The sequence below is a fragment of the Nonomuraea jabiensis genome (assembly GCF_014204795.1).
Taxonomy (GTDB): Bacteria; Actinomycetota; Actinomycetes; order Streptosporangiales; family Streptosporangiaceae; genus Nonomuraea; species Nonomuraea jabiensis.
The window spans coordinates 11301925-11326904 of the sequence record NZ_JACHMB010000001.1 but is presented as its reverse complement, the minus strand read 5'-3'; the positions used below and the strand labels follow the sequence as shown (position 1 = coordinate 11326904).

The window sequence follows — 24980 nt, the reverse complement described above, 5'->3', positions numbered from 1 at the left end:
GGGCGCACGCAGGCAGGTGCCGGCGCTGCGCGAGCGCGCCGAGCGTCTGGAGCCTGAGGAGGCGGCCCGGGCCGCGAGCAGACGCGGGCGCGAAGACCCCGTCCCGTCGATGGGGTGCACCGGCCCAAGGGCGTGCCGACGACGTTCCCGACGACGACGCGGCAGCGGCGGCTGAGCGCATGGATCAGGCAGCCTCTTTGCTGCCGGCCCAGACCAGTGCTGCCGTGTCGGCGCTCCGCCGGCAGCTGGAGCGGCTACACCGCCTGGCGGCCGGGCAAGACCGGCAAGCTCGGGCTCACGGCGTCGAGACGGAGGCGCCGCGCCGGGATACGCCCTGAGACCTGTGGCGGCGGACGCCGGCCGCGCCAGGCTTCGAGCGCCAGGAACGCGCCCGATCGGCAAGGCAGCGTGTGAGTCGATATTTAGCCGCCGAAGAGCGGGGTAGAGGGAATCGCTGAAGTGGCTACGGCGGCCGGGCCAGGTGTCCATCGCCGCAGCACGGGACAGGCTTCCTGTCCCGAGTCGACCCCCATCCGAAAGGCATGACACAGTTAACGATCACTATCAAGCAGCGTCCCCGCTTCGCCCTCCTGGGGTTGGCGGGAGAGCTGGATCACCAGACCCACCTCACCCTGCTGCACGCGCTGGATGAGCTGTTGACCGCATCCCGGCCGCGCATCGTGGTCGATACCGCGCAGCTGGAGTTTTGTGACTCCCATGGCCTGTGGGTCCTCATCGAGGCCCAGCGCCGGGCCGAGAAACGTGGCGGGGCGCTGCGGCTGATCGGCGTGCAGGGCAGCCTGGCCCGGCTGCTCACGGTCACCCAGCTGGTGGATCTGTTCCCCCCTTACAGCGACCTGACGCACGCCTCGGCCTGGCCCACTCGCGATTGACACACCAGAGGCCGCGAGCCCATCCGCCGCCGACCGCAGCACCGCCCATGGCAACACCTCTGACGGCAGCGCGGCCCAGGGCAGCGCGTCAGGTGATGCGGGGAAGGCGCCGGGTGAAACGGGTGTCGGTAAGACTGCTGTCACCAGGTACACGCGATTGAGTCCGGCCAGGTCAGCTGAACAGCAACCCCACGATTGATACCGAATGCTGCTCTGTTCACCATCAGTGACAAGATCGGGGATGATTCTTCGAGCTCGCTCGCTGGATCGTAGAGCTGCTGCCGCCGCACCGGGTCCTGCCGTCTCTCTTCCCCCTTCACCAGCTCTCCCTCACAGCCCTACGAACACGCCTGAAAGGGCCCGTACGCAGGGGAGGGCCGTCAAGGGCCGGGTTCCCGGCCTTCGGTGTGGGCCTGGTCGATGTCGCCACCCGCGGCGAGGGCGCCGCGTCCCGGTGCGCTGATGCCCGGTCCGGGTTCGGGGCCGTGGTGGGGCGATGCCGTGGAGGTCTCGACCCGCGTGGTAACGCCGGCCGCCAGCCAACCCGCGGTGAGGTCGTCAGTGATCAGGGAAGTGGCCACGTTCACGGTCGCCGCGACGGCGAGCGTGGCGCCCGCTTTCGCCGTCCGGACCACCGCAGGGGTCATGCCCCGTCCAGCAAGAACGGGAGGGCGTCGCGGAGGGATCGGGCGGAGGGGCGGTCTGGGCCGAGGGTGAGGTCCAGGTCGAGACCGATCCGGGTGCCCAGGGGCCGGAGGCGTTCGGTGTCCCCGGTGGAGACGCAGGCCAGGACGAGCTGGGAGCGCACGGTGATGGCACTGTCGTGGTCGAGGCCGAAGCGGTCGGCCTTGTGGGCGTGCTCTTGTTCCAGGAGCGGGATCGCGCGGGTGTAGTCCCGTTCTTCCATGTACGCCTCGATGAGCCGGACGCGGGCGGTGCTGGTTTGGACGTCGTCGATGCCGTGGTCGCGGAGGTGGCTGTTATAGACGTCTTCAAGCAGCGGGATCGCGGATGATCCCGCTGTCTGGATACGGAGTTGGGTGAGCCTTGCGGTGGTCTGCTGGAGCAGGCGATGGTCGGCACCGAGGACCGGTGTGGCCTCGGCGATGATCTCCTCAAGGAGGGTGGCGGCTTCACTGGACCGTTGTGCGGCCTGGAGAGCGTCGGCGAGGTTCAACCGTGCCTCGGCGGTGAGCGGGGCGTCGGCGCCGAGTTCGGTGGTGTAGTTGGCGATGCGCTCTCGCAGGAGCGCGAGAGCGGTTTCATGGTCGCCCATGCAGCCATGGGCGACGGCCAGGTTGTTCTCCAGCTGGAACATGACCTCGCGGGGCTGATTCGTCCATGTGCGTCCGGCCGCCAGGGCGCGCTCGAAGAGGACGACCGCCTTTTCATACCGGTTCCAGACGAGGAATTGGGAGCCGACGATGCCGAGTAAGAGCACCATGTCGGAGGTGTCATCCTCGGGGGGATGTGGTCGAGGAGGACCTCAGCGTGGGGGATGAACGGATTCATGAGGCGGAAGGCTTGAGGGCCGCCCACGAGAGGTTCCATCGCTTCGCGCAGGAGGTCGACCGCTTGGGCGCGGGCTTGGGTGATCTCTTGGGGGCTGCGGCGGGGGCCGGGAGTGCGGGCGAGGGACTGCACCCGCCGGTGTACCGAGATGGTGTCGTCCGCGAGGGAGATCAGGCGGTAGTCGGCGAAGGTGTCCAGGGCGGAGGCGAGAGCGGGTTCCGGCAGGAGCGGGGTGAGGAGCGAGCGGGGGATTTCTTCGGGACCAGGCGAGGAGGCGCAGGAGGCGGGCGGCTTCGGGGGTGAGACGGTCGAGGGTGATGTGCCACAGGCGGGTGACAGCATGTTCGACGTCGCTGTCGATGGGGTCAGAGGTGTCGAGGAGCCGCAGGGATTCCGCGGGGCTTAGGCCGGTGTGCAGCAGGTAGGCACCGACCTGTTCAATGGCCAGGGGCAGGTAGTCCAGGTCGGCGCACAAATCGGCGGCGCCAGTCAGGTCGGTGGCGTCGGAGACACGGCGGAGTAACTCGAGGGCCTCGTCGGGCTGGGGGGCGACGGCCAGGTCGGCGAGGCCCGTGCGCAGGGCGGCGGGAGAGTCGGCGGTGATCCACCAGATGACGCCATGGTCGGTACGCCGCCGGTCAGCCCAGTGGGCGGCCAAGGCGCTCTTGCCGATGCCGTCGAGGCCGTGTGCGGCGTAGATGACCGCGCTTCCGGGCCCAACGAGCGCCTGGTCGAGCAAGGTGAGTTCGGTCGTGCGGCCGACGAAGGTCCGCAGGTGGAAGGGAAGCCGGACCAGGCGTTCGGGTCCGCGGACGTCACCCGCCGCTCGGACGGAGCCAGGAGCGAGGCCATAGTGGACGCTGGTGCTCACGTCGGTGGCGTTGGTCGCGACGACACTGGCCGGCCCGTTGGCGGCAAGGCTCTGCGGTTCCGGCTTCTTCCTGCGAAAGATCATGCGGCAGCCCTCGGCGTCGTTCCCGCTTCACGCCCGTATCGCGGGATCCGCCGCTGCCGCCCACCCCTTCGGCAGCTCGCCATCCCCGCTGTGTTCGAGCCCGGAGCCATCCGGTCGTGCTCTGACCAGGAGCAACGCGAACGCCTGTGCACCGACCCCCCGATTACTGAGAAGTGAATTCGGGGCGCAAGCCCTTGGCGCGTACCTCGCTGGCCGGTGGGGAGGGGACGAACGGCTCTGCCTCGATCAGGTGTCGGTGGAACCACTCGGCCGCGAGGCTCATCGCTTGGCCGAGTCCGGGTTCTACGGACAGGCCGCGTTCGTCATATGGCAGGATCTCCAGGCGTTTCGGTTCGCGGGCTTGGTCGTAGGCGGCCAGGACCTCGTCGATGTCGTGGGTGAGATCCTCGCGCCCGGTGACCATGAGGAGTGGCCGGGGGGCGACGCGCTCAATGAACGCCTCCGGCACCCAGAGCAGCACCTGGGCCAGCGACTCGGCCTCCACCTCGTCGTCGAACGTAGGGTAGACCTCCTTGGCCAGCTGCAGGTAGTCCACGATGTGCGGATCGCCGGTGCCGAGCAGCGGCATGCGCATCCCCTTCCCCGTCTCCTGGCGTTGCCGCAGGTCCTGATCGACGACATCGAGGATCGCTTGGACGCCGGCCCGGCCGCGGGCCTTCTCCATCGCGCGCCAGCCATTGAACATGCTGGGGTTCTGGCAGGCGACGCATGCGACTCGGCGGTCGATCGCGGCCGCCTGGATCGCCACGGTGGCGCCCAGGCTGTGCCCCCACAACCCGATCCTGGCCGCGTCGACCTCGGGTCGGCCTTGCAGGTAGGTGATGGCGTTGCGGACGTCGTCGACGTAGCGGTGCGGGAAGACCTGGCCGCGCGGGTGGCCCTCACTGGCGCCGATGGTGCGGTAGTCGATGGCGAGGACGGCGAAACCGGCACGGACCAGGTAGGCGGCGCCGGGCGCCAGTGCCTCCTTGACCATGTGGACGCTGTGCCCCATCACCACGCCGGGCACCGGCCCGTCGGCTTCCTGCGGCAGGTAGAGGTCGGCCGCGCAGTGTACGTCGCCGCTGCGGAACCTGATGTGCTCGATCGTCATCGTGTGCCTTCTGTGGAGAGAGGGGGTGGGGTCCAGTCCCAGAGCCGGGCGCTCTTGCGGCGGGCCACGCCGGAGGAGGCCAGGCGGGTCATCGTGGTCATGAGCCGGTAGGTGGCACCGCTGGTGGACAGGCTGAGCTTGGGGTCGGTCCTGGCCATGCGCTGCACCTGCTGGGTGCGGGGGCGGCGGGCCTGGTCGTAGCGGTTCAGGGCCTGTGGGACGGAGCTCGTCCGGGCTGCCTCGGCTGCGAGTACGACGGCGTCCTCCAGTGCCTGGCAGGCGCCTTGGGCCAGGAAGGGGGTCATCGCGTGGGCGGCGTCGCCGAGCAGTGCGATGCGGCCCTTGGCGTAGGAGGGCAGCGGGTCCAGGTCGTAGATGTCGTGGCACAGCACCGCTTCGGGCGGCGTGGCGGCCAGCAGCGCCGCGATGGGGTCGTGCCAGCCGCGCGTCCTGGCCGAGACCTCGCCGAGATCGTCGTCGAAGCGCAGGCCCGGCTGCTCCTGGCGGACGGTGAGGAACCAGAACACCCGCTCGCCGATCAACGGGTGCGCGCCGAACCGGGCGCCGCGGCCCCAGGTCTGAAACCCGCTCACCGGCCCGACCGCGCCTGGCTCTGTCACCCCACGCCAGCACAGGATGCGCTGGAAGACGGGCTCGGGCGCGTCCGGCCAGACGCGGCGGCGTACGGTGCTGTGGATGCCGTCCGCCCCGACCAGCAGATCGGCCCGCACCTCGCCGCCGTCCCGGCAGGTGACGGTGACGCCGTCGCCGTCCTGGCGGACGCCGGTCACCGCAGCGCTGGTACGGATCTGCTCTGCCGGCACGTGCCGGGCCAGCACGCGCTGCAGGTCGGCACGGTGGTTGGCGAGCAGCGCCGGGTCGGCGTCCGGCTGGAACCGCATCAGATAGGTCCCGTCCGGCAGCCGCATCGTGGCGCCCGCCTCGGTGGGCACCGAGCACGCCCGGAACTCCTCGCCGACGCCCAGGGCGTCGGCCGCGCGCAACGCGTTCGGCGCGAACGACCAGCCGGCGCCCACCTCTCCCAGCTCCCGGGCCTGCTCCAGCACGGTCACGTCCCATCCGCCGCGCAGCAGGCCGACGGCCGCGGCCAGCCCGCCGATCCCGGCCCCGGCCACGATCGCGCTGCGGCCCTGCTCACGCCTCATCGGCATCTCCCTCGTGCTGCGGCCCGGGCATGCTCGCGAAGGCCTTGTCCATCCAGTCGAAGACGTTGTGCGCCGCGCGCAGCCGCCCGGTGCGCACCGGATCGGAGCCGGTCAGCTCCATGCCCGCCGCGGTGATCTCACGGAACGCGGCCAGGCCCGCGACCCTGCGCCGGACGACCCGTTCCCAGGCGTCGTCGTCCACCCGGTAGTAGTGAGTCTTCTGCCCCGGACGGGTGCGGCGGCGCACGAATCCGGCGTCGATGAGCAGGCGCATGCTGGTGGCCAGCGACGCCCTGCTCGCGCCGATCGCCTCGGCGATCTGGCCCGCCGACTGCTCCGGCGGATCGCAGATCATCAACCAGGCCAGCACGCGGCCGGCGATGGGCGGCACGGCGTACTCATCCGTGCAGAACACCGCCGCCCGCTCCACCCACTCCAGGATTCGCTCCCGATCGTCTGTCATTCCCTCCACCTATCTCAATCGTCTATAAAATTCAGTATGTACTGAACTTTGCGTAAACGCAAGAGATGGTCCGTGGGGATGGAGGGGGAGACTGTGGCGCGTTGGATCTTGCGTACGAAGCGACCTCACCAAGCCTGGCTCTCCGCCCGACGGCGAAACCGTCAGCAACTACCTCTCCCGGGTGCGCAAGCCCACCGCCGTCAACGCGCACCTGACCGCAGTCGACGATCTCAACCGCCGCCTCGGCATCGGTCCCGCGGCAGCCGAACGGATCAAACTGCCCAACCTCGCTCCGCGGGCGCTCGAGCCGCGCACCCGGGTCCGCCTTCTGCGAGATCTAACTGTCCCCGCCCCGCGACCGCGCCATGAGCTACACCACGTTCTACACCGGCACCCGCGTCCACGAGCTCGTCGCCCTTGACATCGACGACCTGCGCTCGGGTCTGGTCCCCGGGCTCGACGGCGGACGTCCGTTCCCCCGAGTGCTGGGCATGGAGGCAGCGGGAACCGTTCTCGCCCGGGGCGAGGACGTTGACGGGCTCGAGGTGGGTGACGCGGTCTTCGGCTTCGCGCGCGCCGGTGGCGGCACCTACGCCGAGACGACGGTGCTGTCCGCGCCGAACACCGCCCGCATCCCGGCGGGTCTGTCCGCGACCGTGGCGGCAACGCTGCCAGTGGCCGGGACGACCGCGGTGGATGCGCTCGACCAGCTCGGCCTCCCGGCCGGTGCCACGGTCCTGGTCAACGGGGTCGGAGGCGGGGTCGGCCTCGCCGTCGCCCGGCTGGCCATCGGGCGCGAGCTGCGTGTGATCGGCACCGGGAGTACCGCCAAGCGCGAGCACGCCGAAGCCATCGGGGTGCGGTTCATCGACTACACCGCCGAGGTTGTCATCAAGGTGGCATGAGAAGTGCCCTGCCGACCGACGCCGTCGACCGTCCATTGCGGACTGACGAGAGCCCGTGGTCAGCGCATCACCAACTGAGCACGTTCACCTGTACGGGGTTGAGCACAGAGGTTGTGCAGGAGGTCGAGCGCCTGCTCGTGGGGCATCATCGGCAGGTCGACGGCGTGTGCGGTCACCAGCGTGGTCAGGCGGGGGCGGCTGGTGATGAGGGTCGCGCAGCCGGGCGCGCCGGGCAGCAGGGGGAGCGGCCCCCGGCATTGGCGACCACATCGTCACCGAGCGCCACGCCGGCTGACCACGGCTGGCGCGGGGCCGAGGGGTGGTCGATAGAATCGGAGAGATCCCTCCGGTTGTTGAAGGCAGGTTCGTTCATGGGCGACGACCACAGCTCGGCCCGGCCGCTGCGGGCCGACGCCCGGCGGAACCGGGAGCGGGTGCTGCAGATCGCGCAGGAGGCCCTGGCCAGTGACGGCCTGACGATCTCCTTCGACGAGATCGCGCGGCGGGCCGGGTTCGGGGTGGGCACCGTCTACCGGCACTTCCCGACCAAGGAGGCGCTGTTCGAGGCGGTGCTGCTGGGGCGGATCGAGCGGTTCGTGGCCGACGCCCGCGCGCTGGCCACGGCGGAGGATCCCGGGAAGGCGTTCTTCGCCTGGTTCGCCAAGGTGGTCGAGCAGGCGTCGGAGAGCCAGGCGCTGTGCGACATGCTCGACAGCGGGGCCGGGATGAAGGTCTCGTTGCAGGACGATCTCGGCAGGGCCGTCGCCCGATTACTGGTCAGGGCGCAGCGGGCCGGGGCGGCGCGCGGGGATCTGGCGGGGGAGGACGTGCTGGATCTGCTGCGCGGGTGCCTGGTGGCCGAGCGCAGGGCCCGGGCCAGAGGGGCGGCCGTACGGATGGCTGATGTGGTCTGCGACGGCATGCGGGTGAAAGGGGTCTGAGCCCCATGCCGGGAGACTGACCGGCCGGTCAAATCGGTGTCGTCGTTCGTTCACGCAACGTCACCTTCGGGGCAGTTTTTCGGCCGATCGTGCTGGAAATCCCCATGTCAGAGACATCCTCGGACGCACTCGCCGAGGCCAGCCCCCTCGGATGCGCGGCGTCCGGCCGGCCCCGTTCGGAGGTAGCCATCACATGTTCGCCCTTGTCGCCGCCCTGCTGTTCGTGCTCGCCCTCGTCTTCGAGATCGCCGGCCTCGCGGTCGGCAGCGTGGTCACGGTCGCCACGCTCGGTACCGCCGGGCTGCTCTGCGTCGCGCTCCACCTCATGGGCGTGGGCGCGGGATGGAGTCCGCTGAAGAAGTGACGCCCGGTGCGGGGCCGCGCGCGGCCCCGCAGTCGCCCGAGGTTCACGTCGCCAGGGTGAAGCGGACCTCGCGGGTGGCCGGGTCCGCCTGCGTCAGGCGTACCGTGACCCGCTCGCCGAGGGGGAGCGGGCCGTCGCAGCGCGCGATCACGGCCGGGTCGACGAGCTGCACCTGCCCGCCCCCGCGGCGCTCGTCCACGTCGATCACCACCGCGTCGAACGCCTGCCCGATCCGCTCCCGCAGCAGGAACGCCTCCACCAGGTCCACGGACGCCCGCTCCACCGCCCCGGCGCGCCGCCCGGTCGAGCTCATGATGGCGGGCAGGGCCGCCAGGCCCGCCCGGATGTCGGACGGCACCGGCACGCCCGCCGCGACCGCCAGGCACACCTCGGTCGCGTACCGGTCGACCAGGCGCCGCAGCGGAGCCGTGACGTGCGCGTACGGCGCCGCCACCGCCGCGTGCTCGGCCAGCTTGGGCGGCGCGCCGTCGAAGGCCACGTAGCCCGCGCCGCGCAGCAGCACCTTCGACTCGTGCAGGAACGCCGCCTGCTGCGGGTTCTGCGGATCCAGGTCGTGCACCACGGCGCCGTAGGCGGCCCCGTCGGGCCAGGGGACGTCCAGCGCCTGGGCCACCCGGCGGACCTTGGCCAGGTCGTCGGCGTGCGGCCGGGGCAGCACGCGCAGGATGCCGATCTCGGCGTCGAGCATCATCGAGGCCGCGGCCATGCCGGTCAGCAGGGAGATCTGCGCGTTCCACGCCTCGGCGGGCAGCGGCAGCCGGAACTCCAGCCGGTAGGCGCCGTCGCCGTCGGAGACCACCTCCTGCTCGGGGGTGGGCAGGGTGACGCCGCCGCGCTCGCGTTCGAGGGCCAGGCGCAGGCGGCCGATCTCGGCCAGCAGCCCCAGGACGGCGTCGGCGGTGCCGGTGTCGACGGCCGCCTGCACATAGGCGTAGTCGAGGCGCTCGCGGCTGCGCACGAGCGCGCGCTGCACGTCGGCGCCGACCGTGCGGCCGTCGGCGTCGAGGTCGATGCGCCAGACCGCGGCCGGCCGCAGGGCGCCGGGCAGCAGGCTGGCCGCGTCCTCCGACAGGACCTTGGGGTGCAGCGGCACCTTGCCCGCGGGCAGGTAGACGGTCTCGCCCCTGGTGCGGGCCTCGGCGTCGATGGGGCCGCCCGGCCGGACGAACGCGCCGACGTCGGCGATCGCGTACCAGACGCGGTAGCCGGCGCGCAGCCGCTCCAGATGCACGGCCTGGTCGAGGTCCATCGAGCCGGGCGGGTCGATGGTGACGAACGGCACGTCGGACAGGTCCTCGGCGTCGAGCCGCGGCACCCGCGCCACCCACGCGGCCTCGTCGAGCACGGCGCGGGGGAAGTCGTCCGGCAGGTCGAGCTCCCGCCTGACGCGTTCGAACCCGTCCTCCAGCTTCAGGGGTATCTGATCGGGAACCTGAATCACGCCTGACAACCTACAGGTGGCGGGCGTTCAGGTGAGGCGCGCCTCCAGGCCGGTGATGCGCAGCAGCCGCCGGACGGCCGGCGGGACGCCCGTGAGGCGCAGCGGAACCTGCTGGGCCTGGGCGTGGTTGCGGGCGCTGACGAGGATGCCGAGCCCGGCGGCGTCGATGAAGGTCAGCCGGCTCATCTCGATGACCAGCGCGACCTGCTTGTGCGGGGCGCGTCCCGCCTCCTGCAGCAGGTCGAGCAGGTGGGCGCGCAGGCGTTCGGTGGTGGCGATGTCGAGCTCGCCGGACACGCTGACGGTCAGGGTCCCGTTGCGGCGGGTGGTGGTCAGCTGGAGTGGCTCCATGAAGCGGCTCCGCGCTCTGTCAGGGCCGGGAACCTCCTACCGGTGGCGCGGGCCGGCCCGTGGCGTCACTGAGAGCGACAGCGTTCGGCTCCGAGTCTACATGTCTGTTCAGGGCTGAACGGAGATGCAGGTGGAGAGAGCTAATCCGCCAGGACAACAATTCCGGTTACCAGATGTAAAAACACCACACCATCAGCGGACTTCGAGCCCGAGAAGGATGAGATCACACAGAGCGGTGAAGTCATCCTCGATGCCCGGCCGGCTCCATTCGGCGGCGTGCGCCGGGTTGTGGAAGCGTATCGCCGCGTCGAAGACGGCGCGGGCCGTGGCGGCGGGGTCTGGGGCGGCGAACTCGCCCCGCTCGAGCCCGGCGTCCACGATCTGCCGGATCTGGCCGACCAGGTCGGCGACGTGTCCCTCGACGACCTGGCTGGACTCGGTCACCAGGGCCACGTAGGTGGCGAACAGCTCGGGGTCGTCCAGCGCCCGCTTGCGCTTGGAGCGGAACAGCGCGCCCAGCCATTCGCGCAGCCGCACGCCGGCCGGGGCGTCGGAGGCCAGCACGGTGGCCAGCTCCGCGTGCGACTGGTCGAGCCAGCGCTGGGTCACGGCCTCGCGCAGGGCCGTCTTGCTGGGGAAGTGCCGGTAGACGCTGCCGTGGCTGACGCCGAGCGCGCGGGCGACGTCGACGACCGTGGCCTTGGCCGGACCGTAACGGCGCAGGACGTCCTGGGCCGCGGCGAGGATCTGGTCCGGTGTCAGGATGCCATCTGTCACCTTTCCAATTCTGTCAGCCGCCAGGGCATACACGATCCGCGGGTGCGCTTAGCCGCATTTGCAGAAATTTGCGTATTCATCCGGTCGGAGCACACTACGCTGCTACCGCTGTCAGGTACGAGGGGAAAGCAAACAACATCGTGTGGATCGCAGTGGTAGTGCTGGCCGCCATTGTCGTGGGGGCGATGGTCTGGTGGTTCCGGCGTGACCCGGCCGGCCGTGACGCCGGTGACGCCGGCACCACGGTCGAGGCGGACATGGACCTCGGGATCCCGGCGGAGGTCGAGCCCGCGTTCATGGAGGGTCTGCGGGCCTACCCGCTGCGGGCGCGCGGCAGGCAGGGGGTGCTCACGACGTACGAGCCGCCCCGGCTGATCTCGCTGCACCTGCTCGCCGACGCCTTCGCGGCCAGGGGGGACGCCGCGCTGCACGATCCGCAGGGCACGGTGGTGGCCCTGATCGCGCACCTCGGGGCGGTGGAGCGGCCGGGGGTGCTGAACCTGCGCGAGGACTGGCTGGACGGCGAGGTGGACGGCATGGACCGGGCCGCCTTCGCCGAGGCGGTGCGCGAGGCCGTGTCCGGCGAGTGCCCCTGGTCGGCCGACCCGGCCATTGGAGCGTTGCAGGTCACCGTGCGTGAGACCAACACGATGATGCTCGACCTGGCCAGGGTGCTCGAGCAGTACCGGGAGGCCAGGGAGAAGCAGCCCGAGGCCGCGGCCGGGGAGTTGCTGCGCGAGGTCGCGCCGCGCCTGATCGCCGCCGGGGGGCCGGGGCTCACCTGGACGAAGCCGCCTACGCAGGCGGACCTGCGCGTCGTGCTCGGCAGCACGCCCGAGCCCGCCTGACGCCCCGCCGCACGCAGGGCAGAGCGGCGTCCACGACGGGCGGATCTCCGTCTGACGCTTTTCACCCCCTCCGGCTCCTGCCCCCGGAGGGGCCGCCCCATGATCGAGGCAAGTGTGCTGTTCCTGTAGGTTCGCGTCGTAACGCTGAGCTGAACGAGGAGTCCGACTTGTCACCCCTCATCCTCTCCGCCGCGGGAGCCGCCCTGGTGCTGGACGCCTCGGGCACCGGCCTGCCGCGCGTGCGCCACTTCGGCGCCGACCTCGGGTCCGCGACCGGCGACGAGCTGACGCCCGCGCTGGCCTCCCTCACCGCCGCGCCGCCGCTGCTGCCCGCCCAGGGAGACAACTGGTACGGCAGGCCGGGCCTGTCGGGCGGCCGGGACGGCGAACACTGGCCGGTGCGCTGGACGCTGGACCGGCTCGACGCGGACGCGACGCCCGGCCGGGGCGGCACGGTCACCGTCGCGGCCTCCGACGCCCGCGCGGGCCTGGAACTGGTCACCGAGCTGGCCATGGACGCCGGCGGCCTGGTGACGATGCGGCACACGCTGACGAACACCGCCGCCGCCCCGTACCGGCTGGAGGGGCTGGTCTGCGCGCTGCCGGTGCCGGCGCGCGCCGGCGAGCTGCTGGACTTCACCGGCCGGTGGGCGCTGGAGAAGGTGCCGCAGCGCACGGCGTTCGGTTACGGCGTGTGGTCGCGCGAGAACCGGCGCGGCCGGACCGGGCACGACGGCACGGGGCTGCTGGTGGCCGGGACCGCCGGGTTCGGGTTCCGCGGCGGCGAGGTGTGGGGGGTGCACGCGGGCTGGAGCGGCAACCACCTCCACTACGCCGAGCGCCTGGCCGAGGGGCCGGCGCTGGTGGCGGCGGGCGAGCTGCTGGAGCCCGGCGAGATCGTGCTGGCCGAGGGGGAGAGCTACCGCACGCCGCAGGTGTACTTCACCTGGTCGGGCGGCGGGCTGGACGAGGCGAGCACGCGGCTGCACGACCACCTGCGCGCCGCCCGCCCGCTGGGGGTCCGCCCGGTCACGCTGAACAACTGGGAGGCCACCTACTTCGACCACGGCCTCGACCGGCTGCTGGAGCTGGCCGACAAGGCCGCGGCGGCGGGGATCGAGCGGTTCGTACTCGACGACGGCTGGTTCCGCCATCGCCGCGACGACCGGGCCGGGCTCGGCGACTGGTACGTCGACGAGGGCGTCTGGCCGGACGGCCTGAACCCCCTCGCCGAGCACGTGCGCAAGCTCGGCATGCAGTTCGGGCTGTGGTTCGAGCCGGAGATGGTCAACCCGGACTCCGACCTGCTGCGCGCGCACCCCGACTGGATCCTCGGACGGTCCGAGCGCATGCCGCCGCCGCAGCGCAACCAGCAGGTGCTCGACCTGGCCAGGCCCGAGGCGTACGACTACCTGCTGGAGCGGCTGGACAGCCTGGTGAGCGAGTACGCGCTCGACTACATCAAGTGGGACCACAACCGCGACATCGCCGAGCCGGTGCACGACGGGGTGCCCGGGGTGCACGCGCAGACGCTGGCCACGTACCGGCTGCTGGACGAGCTGCGGGCCCGCCACCCCGAGCTGGAGATCGAGTCGTGCTCGTCGGGCGGGGCCCGCGTCGACTACGGCGTCCTGGCGCGTACCGACCGGGTGTGGACGTCGGACAGCAACGACGCGCTCGACCGGCAGGCGATCCAGCGCTGGACCGGGCTGCTCGTGCCGCCGGAGCGGATGGGCAGCCACGTCGGCGCGCCGCAGGACCACATCACGGGCCGGTCGCTGCCGCTGGCCTTCCGGGCCGCGACCGCGCTGTTCGGTCACATGGGCGTGGAGTGGGACCTGACCTCGGTGAGCCAGGCGGAGCTGGAGGAACTGGCCGAGTGGATCGCCCTGCACAAGCGGCTGCGGCCGACGCTGCACGGCGGGCGGGTGGTGCGGGCCGACCACCCGGACCCGTCGGCGCTGCTGCACGGGGTGGTGCTGCCGGAGCGCGGGGTGTTCGCGTTCGTCCAGCTCACCTCCAGGGTCGCGATCGGGCCCGCGCCGCTGCGGCTGCCGGGGCTCGACCCGGCGGCGACGTACGAGGTGCGGGTCGCGGGCCCCAAGCCCCGCGCGGCCGGGCTGCCGGAGTGGACCGCGGGCCCGGTGCGGCTGAGCGGCGCGGTCCTGGGCGAGCTGGGGCTGCCCGCTCCCGTGCTGCGGGCCGAGTCGGCGCTGGTCTTCGAGGTCGAGCGGGTCTAAGGGGCCTGTCACGAACGGGTCATGCGGTTAGCGCGGTTTAATGCCGCCGCAACCGCGCCGTTCGTGATCACGAAACACGCCCCGCACACACTGGGGTGCATGAGCGATGCACCCAAGGTGGTTAACGGCAATCGGCGCTCCTGGTGGCGAGAGATCGTCGAGCTGGCCGCGCTGTTCCTCGCGGTCGGCCTGGCGCACCTGCTCGCGACCCTGCTCGGCCACCGCGAACCGGGTCCGGTGGTGATGGTCGGGCTGGGGGCGGCGTTGATCGTGGGGGCGGTGGTCCACAAGCGGCTGGGCCACCGCCCCGTACGCAAGGCCCCCGCGCTGCCCGTGGAGGAGGGCGCGGGGGCGGCCATGGTGCTGTGGCGCATCCGCATGCGGGTGGTGGAGCGGCCGGGGCGGCTCGCCGCGGTGGCGGGGGCGTTCGGGCGGCTGGGCTGCAACATCCTGGCACTGCACATCGCGCCGACCGGCAGCAGCGCGATCACGCCCGCGGGGTGTGACGCGCTGGACGAGTTCGTCATCGAGGCGCCGCCGGGGCTGGCGCAGGAGGCGCTGGCCGGGGCGCTGACGGAGGCGGGCGGGCATGACGTCGTGATCGTGCCCGCGCAGGTCAAGGACCTCACCGACCCCGGCGTCCAGGCGCTGGTGCTGGCGCAGCGGGTGAGCGCGGACCCGGACCGGCTGCCGGAGGCGATGGCGGAGCTGCTGCGGGTGCCGGAGGTGGAGTGGCGGCGGCCGGGTGACACGGTGGACGAGGGGGCCGAGCTCAACACCACGATGGTGATCTCCGTCAATCCGGACCGGGCGTTGCTGGTCCGGCGTCCCGAGCTGCCGTTCACACCCACGGAAGCGGCCCGGGCGGCGGCCCTCACCGCCACCGCCCGCCAGGCCCGCTACACCGGCTCGGAGTGACTTCGTGCCCGCCTACGCCCGCTACGGCGGCTCGGCCTGACCCCGCGCTCGCCCGTCAGGACCGGTTCAGCGCCATCCTGCGAGCAGGCCCTCCAAGCGTCGGGTCGGCGAGACGTGGTGCGGTGCGGTTCGGCGCAACGCGCGCGCCCGAGGAGGTGGGCCCCCCAGCGTCCAGACGTGGGCACGGCAAGGACGCCAGCCGGAGCCGCCGGGAGGGCCCGCAGCCGGGGTGGGGGCGGGTTCTTCCGGCGCCGTGTGGGGTGGTGCCGGGAGAACCCGCGGGGTCAGGCGGTGGACTCCTTGGCCCAGCGTTCCAGGCCGGAGGCGTCGATGGGCAGGGCGTCCGACAGGATCTCCGCGCCGGCCGGCGTCACCAGCAGGTCGTCCTCGATCCGCACCCCCACCCCGCGCAGCTCCGGCGGGACCGTGAGGTCGTGGGCGTGGAAGTACAGGCCAGGCTCGACGGTGAGCACCATGCCCGGTGCCATGGCGGCCCCGTGGTAGGCCTCCGGGCTGGACTGGGCGCAGTCGTGCACGTCCAGGCCCAGGTGGTGGCCGATGCCGCAGATCAGGTAGCGGCGGTGGTGCTGGCCGGCGTCCGACAGGGCCTCGTCCACCGAGACCGGCAGCAGCCCCCAGTCGTCCAGCCCGCGCGCGATGACCTCCATCGCCGCGTAATGGAAGTCGGTGAAGCGCCGGCCGGGGCCGACCGCCGCCAGGCCCGCCCGGTGCGCCTTCTCCACCAGGTCGTGCACCTGCCGCTGGGCGGGGGAGAAGGTGCCGGAGGCGGGGAAGGTGCGGGTGACGTCGGCGGTGTAGTGGCTGCGGACCTCCACGCCCATGTCGAGCAGCAGCAGCTGGTCCGGCAGGACGGGCCCGTCGCAGCGCACCCAGTGCAGGGTGGGGGCGTGCGGGCCGCTGCCGACGATGGTGGCGTAGCCGGGGCCGTTGCCGTACGCCCTGGCGTAGCGGTCGAACGTGCCCTGCAGCCACCGCTCGCCCGCCCCCTCGATCGCCGCGGGGACCTCGGCCAGCACGGCCGCGAAGCCCTCGACCGTGCGGTCCACGGATTCGCGCAGCTGGCCGATCTCCCACTCGTCCTTGATCATGCGTAGCTCGGCCAGCACCCGGGGGAGCTCCTCCACCGGTTCGGAGGTGTCCGTGAAGTCGGACAGCGGCCGCACCGCGACCCCGAGCGCCGCCGACCACTCGGCGAGGGACGGTGACGGGCCCACCCACAGCTCCCCGTAGGCGGCGTCGGCGAAGAAGCCGAGGTCGCCGGGGCGGGCGGGCGGCGGCAGGTAGAGGGTGGCGGCGCCGTCCGCGATCACGGCCACGGCGTTCTCCACGGCGCAGCCGGTGAGCCAGTAGAAGTCGCTGTCCACGCGGAAGTCGTAGGCGGTGTCGTTGCTGCGTACCGGCGCCCGGCCCGCCTTGACCACCACGGTCCGGCCGGGCAGCGCGGTGGCCAGGCGCTCGCGGTGCGCGGCGGCCGCCTCGGCCGCCCCCGGCACGACGTCGGGGGTGCGGGCGGGGGCGTCCCAGCCCTGGGCGATGAACTCGCGGAACGCGGGGACCTCTGTCAGCCTGGGGGGTTTGCCGTCACTCACTGGTGATTCCTCCTCCTATGTCGCGGACCAGTCCGGTCAGGCGGGCGAAGACGCGCTCCTCGCCGATGCCGTCGTGCTCGTACTCGTTGGTGACCCAGGCCTGCGTGTTGCCCACCCGGGAGGCGGTGTCCAGCTGCAGCCCCGAGTCGACGTACATGTCGTCGAAGTAGACGGCCGCCGCCACCGGCACCTCGTTGGCCGCCAGGCGGTCCAGGTCGTACAGCGCCGGCCACTCGGCCCGCTCGGCGAGCAGGTCGACGGCGGCGCGGAAGGGGCGCAGCGCGCGGATCTCGGCGAACATCCAGGGGTAGATCATCTCGCCGGTGAACAGCAGCGGCCGGGCGTCCTCGGCGAAGGCGGGGTGGTTGGCGCGCTCGCGCTGCGCCGCCCAGGCGGTCGCGCCGGGCCCGGAGCCGTAGATGCTCTCCTGCAGCGCGGCGAACAGCGGGTTGTCGGCGTAGGAGGAGCGGGCCAGTACCTGGTGCAGGAACGTCTCCGGCAATTCAGCGGATTCGTCGAGCAGCCAGTGCATGCGCTCGTATCCCGGCTTCATGCCGAAGTCGATCCCCAGCGACTGCAGCCGCCGCACGGTGAGCGTGTCGCCGTCGGGCAGCAGCACGTCGCCGTAGGCCAGCCGGTCGGCCAGCCGGGACACCGTCTCGGCGTGGTGCGGGTAGCGGCGGTAGAACTCGGCGTTCTTGGCCGCGACCCGGGGATAGGTGCGCCGGTAGACCTCCGACGCGTCGGGGTCCAGGGAGGGCAGCCCGCCGGCCACGTAGCAGGCGCTCAGGCCCTCGGGCGCCTGCGACAGGTACGTCATCGTCAGGAAGCCGCCGTAGCTCTGCCCGAGCGTCGACCAGCGCCGCCCGCCGAAGACGGTCTTGCGCAGGTGCTCGGCGTCGGCCACGATCGAGTCCGCGCGGAAGTGGGCCAGGTAGTCGGCGCCCTCCTGCGGGTCGAGCGCGTTCATGACCCGCCCGTCGATCCGCGAGCTGCGGCCCGTGCCCCGCTGGTCGAGCAGGATCACCCGGTACGTCTCCAGCGCCTTGCCGAGCCAGCCCGACGTGCCGACGGGACGCGGCCCCTTGCCGCCGGGCCCGCCCTGCAGGTAGAGCAGGCACGGCAGGTCGTCGCCGTCCCGGGTGGGGGCGACGAGCTCCCTGGCGAAGACCCTGATCGTGGCCTCGGGGTCCGACCAGTCGAGCGGCACCTCCACGACGTGGTCGCGTACCCGCATGCCCGGGATCGTGTAGGTCGCGGTGATCACAGCTTCTCCCTCCTGCGGCGGTCCCACTCCGGGTTGATGCGCGGGATGGCCGCCAGCAGCGTACGCGTGTAATCGTGCCGGGGCTCGCCGAAGACCTGTTCGGCGTCCCCCAGTTCGACGATCTTCCCCTCGCTCATCACCGCGACCCGCTGCGCGATCTGCCGGACCACGGCCAGGTCGTGGGCGATGAACACGTAGCTGAAGCCGCTCTCGCGCTGCAGCCGCCGCAGCAGCTCGATCACCTGTGCCTGCACCGACACGTCCAGCGCGGAGACGGCCTCGTCGCAGATGACCAGCTTGGGGTTGACGGCCAGCGCGCGGGCGATGCCGATGCGCTGCGCCTGCCCGCCGGAGAACTGCGCGGGGTAGCGCAGGGAGTGGTCGGGGTTCAGCCCGACCCGCTCCATCAGCTCCTTGGCGTGCGCCCGCCGGCCGCCGTCGGGGGCGATGCCCTGGTAGTCCAGCGGCGCCATCAGGATCCGCTCCACCGTGTGGCGGGGGTTGAGCGAGGAGAACGGGTCCTGGAAGACGACCTGGACGTTGGCGCGGAAGCGGGCCAGCGCCGCCCCCTTGGCATGGGTGACGTCCTCGCCGTCGAACTCCAGCGTGCCCTCGCTCGGGTCCATCAGCTTGGCGATCATGCGGGCGGTCGTCGACTTGCCGCTGCCGGACTCGCCGACCACGGCCAGCGTCTCGCCGAGCCGCACCTCGAAGCTGACCCGGTCGACCGCCGTGAACTCGGCCTTGGCGCCCAGCGGGCCGCGCGAGACGAACCGCTTGGTCAGGTCCTTGGCCCGCAGCAGCGTCATGCCTTCACCTCACCGTCTACTGGGTCGTCGATGCGCGGGATGCTGTCCAGCAGCATCCGGGTGTAGTCGTGGCGCGGCTCGGCGAAGACCTGCTCGGCCGTGCCGTACTCGACCTGCTCGCCCTGGCGCATCACCAGCACGCGGGTCGCGATCGAGCTGATCACGGCCAGGTCGTGCGTGATGAACACCATGCCCATGCCGCGCTCCTGCCGCAGTCCGGCCAGCAGCTTGAGGATCTGCGCCTGCACGGTCACGTCCAGGGCCGTGGTCGGCTCGTCGGCGATCAGCAGCGCGGGCGAGCACACCAAAGCCATCGCGATCATGATGCGCTGCCGCTGCCCGCCGGAGAACTGGTGCGGGTAGTAGTCCACCCGCCGCTCCGGTTCGGGCAGGCCCACCTGCCGCAGCGCCTCGACCGCGACCTTGCGCGCCGCCGCGCGGGAGCCGCCGCGGTGGGCGCGGTACATCTCCTCGATCTGCAGGCCGACCGTGTAGTACGGGTTCAGGGACGACAGCGGGTCCTGGAAGATCATCGACATCTGGTCGCCGCGCAGCCGCCGCAGCTCCCGGTCCGGGCGCCCCAGCAGCTCCACGCCGTCCAGCCGGATGCTGCCGCTGGTCCTGGCGCCCTTGGGCAGCAGCCCCATGACGGCCAGGCTGGTCATGGACTTGCCGGACCCGGACTCGCCGACGATCCCGACCGTCTCGTCCCGTCCGACGGTGAAGGACACGCCCTTGACCACGTCCACGGGGCCGCGCGTGGTGGGGAAGGTGACGGTGAGGTCCTCCACGACAAGCAGGTCGCTCATTTCGCCGTGATCCTCACTCTCGGGTCCAGCCTCGTGTAGACGAGGTCGATCACCACGTTGCCGACCACCACGAAGAACGCCGCCAGCAGCGTCACCGCCATGATCACCGGCTGGTCGTTCTTGGTGATGGAGTCGGCGGCCATCTTGCCGACCCCGTTCAGCCCGAAGACCGTCTCGGTGATCAGCGCGCCGCCCAGCAGCGCCGCGAAGTCCATGCCGAAGATCGTGGCGATGGGGGTCAGCGCCGGGCGCAGGGCGTGCCTGCGCATGGTCAGCGCCGGGCTCAGGCCCTTGGACCGGGCCGTGCGCATGAAGTTCTCGGCGAGGGTGTCGATCACGTTCGCCCGGGTGAGCCTGCTGTAGAGGCAGGCGTAGCCGGTGGCCAGCACGATCCACGGCATCAGGTACGACTGGAACCACACCACCGGATCGTCGGCGAAGGCCACGGCCCGCGGGAACGGCAGCACCTGCAGCTGCACCACCAGCACGTACTGCAGCGCCAGCGCCAGCACGTAGTTGGGGACGCTGGAGCCGCCCAGCGCCAGCCCCATGGCGGTGCGGTCCCACCAGGTGCCCTCCTTGACCGCGCTCAGCAGCCCGGCGGCGATCCCGATGAGCAGCCACAGCACCGCGGCCCCGATCGCGACCGTGGCGCTGACCGGCAGCCGGTCGACCACCATGTCCCACACGGACTGGCCGGTCTGGAAGCTGTAGCCCAGGCAGGGGGCGCCGCAGTGCACCAGGTTGGCGCCCTCGCCGTAGTCGCGCCCGGCGAAGATCCCGATGAGGAAGCCGAAGAACTGCTTCACCAGCGGCTCGTCCAACCCCAGCACGGCGTGGATCTGGTCGATGCGCTCCTGCGTGCACGTCTTGCCGCAGATCATCACCGCCGGGTCGGGCTGGAGCGTGAAGAAGATGATGAACGTGAACAGGCACACCAGGAAGAGGATCAGCACCACCCCGGCGAGCCGCCCGGCGATGTAACGCGCCATCATGAGGCCTCCCCGGCGTCGAAGGCGGCCCGCAGCCGGTCGCCGAGCACCGTCAGCGACAGCACGGTGAGGAACAGGAACCCGCCGGGGATCGCGAAGTACATCGGATCGACGGAGTACCAGGCGACCGAGCTCGAGATCATCTGGCCCCACGACGGCGTCGGCGGCGTGACGCCGACGCCCAGGAACGACAGCCCCGCCTCGGTGCCGACGTAGCCGGGCACGGCCAGGGTGGTCATCACGATCAGCGAGCTGCGCAGGTTCGGCAGGATCTCCTTGAACACCAGCGCGCCCGTGGAGGCGCCCGACGCGCGGGCGGCCTCCACGAACTCCCTGTTCACCAGCGTCAGCGTCTGCCCGCGCACCACCCGCGCCAGGTACGGCCAGCCGAACACGCTGATCACCAGGACCAGCAGCACCGGCCGGTTGCCCTGCGGCAGCGACGACAGGATCGCGATCATGAAGATGAGCGCGGGGAAGGCCATGAGGAAGTCCATGACCCGGCAGATCACCTGGTCCACCCAGCCCTGGTAGAACCCGGCCAGCATGCCCAGCACCACGCCCAGCAGGGTCGTCAGCGCCGTGGCGGAGACCGCGATCAGCAGGGAGACGCGGGCGCCGTAGGCGATGCGGGCCAGGATGTCGCGGCCGTTCTGCGGCTCGACGCCCAGCAGGTGCTCGGCGCTGATGCCGCCGAGCGACCCGCGCGGCACCCCGCCCAGGTCGGTGTCGACGGCGGCGGTGTCGAAGTCGTTCGGGCCGTGGCCGGTGATCGCGCTGATCAGCGGCGCGCAGATCGCCATCAGCACGATCAGCGACAGGAACGCGGTGCTCAGCACCGCGCCCCTGTCGCGCAGCAGCGCGCTCGTGACCCGTGCCCTCGACGTGCTCGGGGAGTAAGCGGCGACGGCCATCTACTTCGTCGGCTTCGCCAGGCCGACGGAGATCAGGTCGATGCCGCCGGAGAAGGAGTTGGACTGGTAGGCGCCGGCGATGTTGGAGCCGACGAGGAGGATGAGCTTCTCGTAGGCCAGCGGGACGACCGGCGCCTCCTTCATGATCTGCTTGTCGAGCTCGCCGTAGGCCGCGTTGGCCGCCTGCACGTCCGTCATCGCGGCGATCTCGTCGATCCGCTGGTTGATGCCCTTGTCGTTGATCTGCGCGAGGTTGGAGTTGCCCTTGGAGGTGATGTTGCGGCCGTCGAACAGCGGCGGCAGGAACGTCGCGCCGGAGGCCCAGTCGGGGCACCAGCCGGTGACGGCGGCGTCGTGCTGCTGCGCCGGCGTTCCGATGACCTCGTAGTACGTGGAGGTGTCGATGTTGTTGATCTTGACGTCGATCTTCACCTGCTTGAGCGCGTCCTGGATCGCCACCGCGACCGCGGCCATCTTCGGGTCCGGGCGGGTGTCGAGCGTCAGGGTGAACCCGTCGGCCTGGCCGGCCTCGGCCAGCAGCTTCTTGGCCTCCTCGGGGTTGTACGGGTACGGGTCGTAGTCCACCCGGCCCGCGACCGTGGGCGGCTGGATCGAGGTGCCCTTGGCGGCCAGCGCGCCGCCACCCATGCCGGCGACCACGGTGTCCTTGTTGATCGCGTAGTTGATCGCCTGGCGCACCCGCACGTCGTTGAGGGGCTTCTTGGTGGTGTTCAGGCCCATGTACGTGGTGCAGCCGTTGAGCCCGGACAGCGTGCGCTGCTTGATCTGCGGCGCCTGCACCCGCGCCACGGTCGCCGCCTGGATCGACGGGCCGATGGCGTCGGTGTCGGTGCCCTGCTCGGCCAGCATGCGCTCGTCGATCGTGGCCGGGTCCAGGCCGAACGTCCACTCGAACGCGTCCGGCTTGGCCGCCCGCACGCTGTCGGTCTCACGCTTCCACTGCGGGTTGCGCACCAGCTTCAGCGAGGCGCCGCGCTGGTAGCTCTCCAGCTTGTACGGCCCGCTCGCGATCGGCTTGGTGTCGAACGCCGCGCCCGCCCCCGTGCCCTTGGGGAAGGGGGTGAAGTTGGCCAGCGCGAGCGCGCTCGGGAAGTCGGCGAAGGGCTTCTTCAGGTGGAAGACGACCGTCTTGTCATCGGGCGTCTCGATCGTCTTCAGGTCGCCGTCCAGGTACGGGCCCTTGTAGTCCTTCGGCGCGTCCAGCAGCAGCTTGCCGTACGGCGAGCCGATCCCGGCCTCCGGGTCGAACGTGCGCGAGAAGCCGAACTTCACGGACTCGCTGTTGATCGGCGAGCCGTCCTCGAAGAACAGGTTGTCCTTGAGCGTGAACGTCCACGTCTTGCCGCCGTCGGACGGCGTGCCCGTGTCGGTGGCCAGGTCGGGCACGATCTTCGTGCCCTCGGCGCCCGGACCCGCGCCGAACATCGTCAGCCCCCGGTAGATGAGCCGGTAGAAGTTGTTCACTCCGCCGTCGAAGCCGCGCACCGGGTCCAGATGGGAGAAGTCCGCCTTGGCCAGGATGCGCACGGTGCCGCCCGTCGCGGCGGGCGCGCCCGGCCCGCCCGAGGCGCCCGTGCCCGTCCCCGTGCCGGGGGCCGCCGCGCCGCCGCCCCCGCCACAGGCGGTGAGCGCCAGCACGGTGGTCATGGTGACGCTCGCGAGCGCCGCCGATCTCCTCATCATGATGCCTTCTTTCCGTTGGTCCAGGGGGTCCTGACCCAGACCCGCATGGCTTGGGGGCCGCGGTTGCCCCACAGGAAGTACGGGACGAAGGTCGCCGCGACCCTCGTCTCCGGGAGCGCCTCGTGCAGAGGGAGCTCGGGGTAGAGCTCGGCGGCGGGCGGGGGAGCCGCGTCCGCCTCCAGACGCAGCACGACGGCCGCGTCACGGCGCTCGGTGTGCGCGTTGACAACGTCGTGGGCGCCGACGAGCAGGTCGTCGACGGGGGCCTGCGGGCTGTCGTGCTGCTCGACGCAGTACACCAGCGGCCCCCGGGCCAGGCTGAGCGCGCCCCGGGTGGCGTCCAGGTGGGGGTGCGAGCCGTGCGCCCGGACCGGCATCGGCAGGGTGAGGCGCACCTCGTCGCCCGGCGACCACGCACGGTGCAGGGTGATCCAGCCGCCGGAGCGCGGCGCCTGGCAGGGCTCGCCGTTGACGGTGACTGTCACGTTCCCGGCCCAGCCGGGCACGCGCAGCACCAGCCCGTACGGCCCGTCCGGCGCCCGCTCGACGACGATGCGCACGTCGCCGTCCCACGGGTAGGCCGTCTCCATCGCCAGCTCCAGCTCGGCCGTGCGGATCGTGGCCGGCGTGTAGGCGGCGATCAGCACGGCGCCGTCGCGCTCGGCCGCCACGTAGTCGGCGAGCTGGGCCATCCACCGCACGATGTTGGGCGGGCAGCACGGGCAGGTGAACCAGGCGCGGCGCAGCGCCTCGCCGCCCGCCTCCGCGCCGCTGCGCTGCGCGTGGTCGGGGCGGCGCTGCAGCGGGTTGTCGTAGAAGAACGCCGTGCCGTCGGCCGACAGGCCCACGGCGTAGGCGTTGTAGAGCACGCGCTCGAACACGTCGAGGTATTTCGCGTCGCCGCCGGCCAGGAACATCCGCCACGCCCACTGCATGACGCCGATGGCCGCGCAGGTCTCGCTGTAGGCGCGCTCGGACGGCAGCTCGTACCGGTCGCCGATCGCCTCGTCGGAGTGGCGGCTGCCCAGGCCGCCGGTGACGTACAGCTTGGTCGCCACCATGTCGTCCCAGAGCCGCTCCAGCGCCTCGAACAGCGACCGGTCGCCGGTCTCCAGGAAGACGTCGGCCGCGCCCGCCGCCAGGTAGGCCATCCGCACCGCGTGGCCGGTCACCGACGGCAGCTCGCGCAAGGGCACGTGGTCCTGGAAGTACTCGCCGGGGAAGATGCTGTGCTCCATCTGCCCGGTGCCCCTGCGGTCGACGAACGCCGCGGCCAGCGTCAGGTAGCGGCGCTCGCCCGTCTCCCTGAACAGCTCGACCAGGGCCATCTCCACCTCGGGGTGGCCGCAGATCCCCCTCTCCGCGAACCGTTCCACCGCCAGGTCGGCGAAGCGCGTGGCCACGCGCAGCAGCCGGTCGTCGCCCATCCGCCGGTTCGCGGCGACGGCCGCCTGGATGAGGTGGCCCAAGTTGTACAGCTCGTGCCCCCAGGTCAGGTCCTCCCAGGGCTTCTTGGCAGCCGCCGGGTCCTGGAAGAAGGAGTTGAGGTAGCCGTCGCCGGCCTGGACCCGCTCCAGCAGGCCGACCACCTCGTCGAAGAACTCCCTGGCCGAGGTGTCGCCGTCGCCGAGCTCGTACGCCAGACCTTCGAGGGTCTTGTACAGGTCGGTGTCGAGGAACGGGTACCGGCCCCGGTAGGGGGCGGGGGCGTCCTCCAGGAGGCGGCTCAGGTTGGCGACGTTGCCCGCCGCGCGGAGCTGCTCGATGGTGTGGGGGATTGTGGCCCTGCGGTTGCGGCGCTGCCAGTCATGCAGCAGTCCGCCGGTGATGCGTGCTCCGGACAGCGGCCGAACTGCTCCTTTGGAGGTGCGTACGGCGCCGGCCAGGGGCCTGACCTGCTTGGACGTCATGAACCTTCCCAGTAATGTGTGGCATTGCACTGAACCTTAGGTGTCTGGGAGGTGAG

The 24980-nt window shown here is 71.6% G+C and carries 23 protein-coding genes; 7 read left to right on the top strand and 16 right to left on the bottom strand.

Annotated features, from left to right (window positions below; all coding sequences use genetic code 11):
* Window positions 1-542 precede the first annotated feature (542 nt).
* On the top strand, window positions 543-893 hold the full coding sequence (locus tag HD596_RS51785; protein ID WP_185076814.1) for an STAS domain-containing protein: 351 nt from the start codon (window positions 543-545) through the stop codon (window positions 891-893).
* 380 nt (window positions 894-1273) lie between these two features.
* Here HD596_RS51785 and HD596_RS51780 read toward each other — a convergent pair whose 3' ends face one another.
* The 5 genes from HD596_RS51780 to HD596_RS51760 form a co-directional block, all read right to left on the bottom strand.
* Complete coding sequence (locus tag HD596_RS51780) at window positions 1274-1540, bottom strand: hypothetical protein (protein ID WP_185076813.1); 267 nt, start codon at window positions 1538-1540, stop codon at window positions 1274-1276.
* Window positions 1537-2337 carry a tetratricopeptide repeat protein gene (locus HD596_RS51775; protein ID WP_185076812.1) on the bottom strand — a complete coding sequence of 267 codons (801 nt, stop codon included), beginning with the start codon at window positions 2335-2337 and terminating at the stop codon, window positions 1537-1539. The genes HD596_RS51780 and HD596_RS51775 overlap by 4 nt, the downstream gene beginning before the upstream one ends.
* A gap of 1186 nt (window positions 2338-3523) precedes the next feature.
* Window positions 3524-4474: an alpha/beta hydrolase gene (locus HD596_RS51770; RefSeq protein WP_185076811.1), complete on the bottom strand. Its 951-nt coding sequence runs from the start codon at window positions 4472-4474 to the stop codon at window positions 3524-3526.
* Entirely contained in the window at window positions 4471-5640 is a 1170-nt protein-coding gene (locus tag HD596_RS51765) for an FAD-dependent monooxygenase (RefSeq protein ID WP_185076810.1), read from the bottom strand. The genes HD596_RS51770 and HD596_RS51765 overlap by 4 nt, the downstream gene beginning before the upstream one ends.
* Window positions 5630-6103 carry a GbsR/MarR family transcriptional regulator gene (locus tag HD596_RS51760; RefSeq protein ID WP_185076809.1) on the bottom strand — a complete coding sequence of 158 codons (474 nt, stop codon included), beginning with the start codon at window positions 6101-6103 and terminating at the stop codon, window positions 5630-5632. The genes HD596_RS51765 and HD596_RS51760 overlap by 11 nt, the downstream gene beginning before the upstream one ends.
* A 365-nt stretch (window positions 6104-6468) precedes the next feature.
* Here HD596_RS51760 and HD596_RS51755 point away from each other — a divergent pair, with 365 nt between their 5' ends.
* The 3 genes from HD596_RS51755 (at window position 6469) to HD596_RS51745 (ending at window position 8313) form a co-directional block, all read left to right on the top strand.
* A complete protein-coding gene (locus HD596_RS51755) occupies window positions 6469-7008 on the top strand; it encodes an alcohol dehydrogenase catalytic domain-containing protein (protein WP_221519998.1) in 540 nt (179 codons plus the stop codon).
* 371 nt (window positions 7009-7379) lie between these two features.
* Window positions 7380-7949: a TetR/AcrR family transcriptional regulator gene (locus tag HD596_RS51750; protein ID WP_185076808.1), complete on the top strand. Its 570-nt coding sequence runs from the start codon at window positions 7380-7382 to the stop codon at window positions 7947-7949.
* A 193-nt stretch (window positions 7950-8142) separates the two neighbouring features.
* Window positions 8143-8313, top strand: coding sequence for a hypothetical protein (locus HD596_RS51745; protein ID WP_185076807.1), 171 nt, complete (start codon window positions 8143-8145; stop codon window positions 8311-8313).
* Between the two features lie 43 nt (window positions 8314-8356).
* On the opposite strand, the gene HD596_RS51740 is transcribed toward HD596_RS51745, so the two are convergent.
* The 3 genes from HD596_RS51740 to HD596_RS51730 form a co-directional block, all read right to left on the bottom strand.
* Window positions 8357-9775 (bottom strand): RNB domain-containing ribonuclease, encoded by a 1419-nt coding sequence (locus HD596_RS51740; RefSeq protein WP_185076806.1) that lies wholly within the window; start codon window positions 9773-9775, stop codon window positions 8357-8359.
* A 27-nt stretch (window positions 9776-9802) separates the two neighbouring features.
* Window positions 9803-10126, bottom strand: a complete 324-nt coding sequence (locus HD596_RS51735) for an STAS domain-containing protein (RefSeq protein ID WP_185076805.1) — start codon at window positions 10124-10126, stop codon at window positions 9803-9805.
* Between the two features lie 192 nt (window positions 10127-10318).
* The gene (locus HD596_RS51730; RefSeq protein WP_185076804.1) at window positions 10319-10903 is read right to left on the bottom strand and encodes a TetR/AcrR family transcriptional regulator; all 585 of its coding nucleotides are present in this window, start codon (window positions 10901-10903) and stop codon (window positions 10319-10321) included.
* Between the two features lie 140 nt (window positions 10904-11043).
* On the opposite strand from HD596_RS51730, the gene HD596_RS51725 reads away from it, so the two are divergent.
* The 3 genes from HD596_RS51725 to HD596_RS51715 all read left to right on the top strand — a co-directional run bounded on the left by HD596_RS51725 (window position 11044) and on the right by HD596_RS51715 (window position 14909).
* Entirely contained in the window at window positions 11044-11751 is a 708-nt protein-coding gene (locus HD596_RS51725) for a hypothetical protein (RefSeq protein ID WP_185076803.1), read from the top strand.
* A 167-nt stretch (window positions 11752-11918) separates the two neighbouring features.
* Entirely contained in the window at window positions 11919-13991 is a 2073-nt protein-coding gene (locus HD596_RS51720) for an alpha-galactosidase (RefSeq protein WP_185076802.1), read from the top strand.
* A gap of 99 nt (window positions 13992-14090) precedes the next feature.
* Window positions 14091-14909, top strand: a complete 819-nt coding sequence (locus HD596_RS51715; protein ID WP_185076801.1) for an ACT domain-containing protein — start codon at window positions 14091-14093, stop codon at window positions 14907-14909.
* Window positions 14910-15193: 284 nt separating this feature from the next.
* Here the strand turns inward: HD596_RS51715 and HD596_RS51710 are convergent, their stop codons facing one another.
* The 8 genes from HD596_RS51710 to HD596_RS51675 are packed head-to-tail and all read right to left on the bottom strand — an operon-like array spanning window position 15194 to window position 24924.
* Window positions 15194-16519, bottom strand: a complete 1326-nt coding sequence (locus HD596_RS51710) for an aminopeptidase P family protein (RefSeq protein WP_185076800.1) — start codon at window positions 16517-16519, stop codon at window positions 15194-15196.
* Complete coding sequence (locus tag HD596_RS51705; protein WP_313046785.1) at window positions 16512-17786, bottom strand: alpha/beta fold hydrolase; 1275 nt, start codon at window positions 17784-17786, stop codon at window positions 16512-16514. Before HD596_RS51705 ends, HD596_RS51710 begins: the two co-directional genes overlap by 8 nt.
* Window positions 17783-18595 carry an ATP-binding cassette domain-containing protein gene (locus tag HD596_RS63175; RefSeq protein ID WP_185076799.1) on the bottom strand — a complete coding sequence of 271 codons (813 nt, stop codon included), beginning with the start codon at window positions 18593-18595 and terminating at the stop codon, window positions 17783-17785. Before HD596_RS63175 ends, HD596_RS51705 begins: the two co-directional genes overlap by 4 nt.
* Window positions 18592-19404: an ABC transporter ATP-binding protein gene (locus HD596_RS63170; RefSeq protein WP_185076798.1), complete on the bottom strand. Its 813-nt coding sequence runs from the start codon at window positions 19402-19404 to the stop codon at window positions 18592-18594. Before HD596_RS63170 ends, HD596_RS63175 begins: the two co-directional genes overlap by 4 nt.
* The gene (locus tag HD596_RS51690; protein ID WP_246555450.1) at window positions 19401-20399 is read right to left on the bottom strand and encodes an ABC transporter permease; all 999 of its coding nucleotides are present in this window, start codon (window positions 20397-20399) and stop codon (window positions 19401-19403) included. The genes HD596_RS63170 and HD596_RS51690 overlap by 4 nt, the downstream gene beginning before the upstream one ends.
* The gene (locus HD596_RS51685) at window positions 20396-21310 is read right to left on the bottom strand and encodes an ABC transporter permease (RefSeq protein WP_185076797.1); all 915 of its coding nucleotides are present in this window, start codon (window positions 21308-21310) and stop codon (window positions 20396-20398) included. The genes HD596_RS51690 and HD596_RS51685 overlap by 4 nt, the downstream gene beginning before the upstream one ends.
* Window positions 21311-23014, bottom strand: coding sequence for an ABC transporter substrate-binding protein (locus tag HD596_RS51680; protein WP_221519996.1), 1704 nt, complete (start codon window positions 23012-23014; stop codon window positions 21311-21313).
* Complete coding sequence (locus tag HD596_RS51675; RefSeq protein WP_185076796.1) at window positions 23011-24924, bottom strand: glycoside hydrolase family 127 protein; 1914 nt, start codon at window positions 24922-24924, stop codon at window positions 23011-23013. Before HD596_RS51675 ends, HD596_RS51680 begins: the two co-directional genes overlap by 4 nt.
* Window positions 24925-24980: the final 56 nt, after the last annotated feature.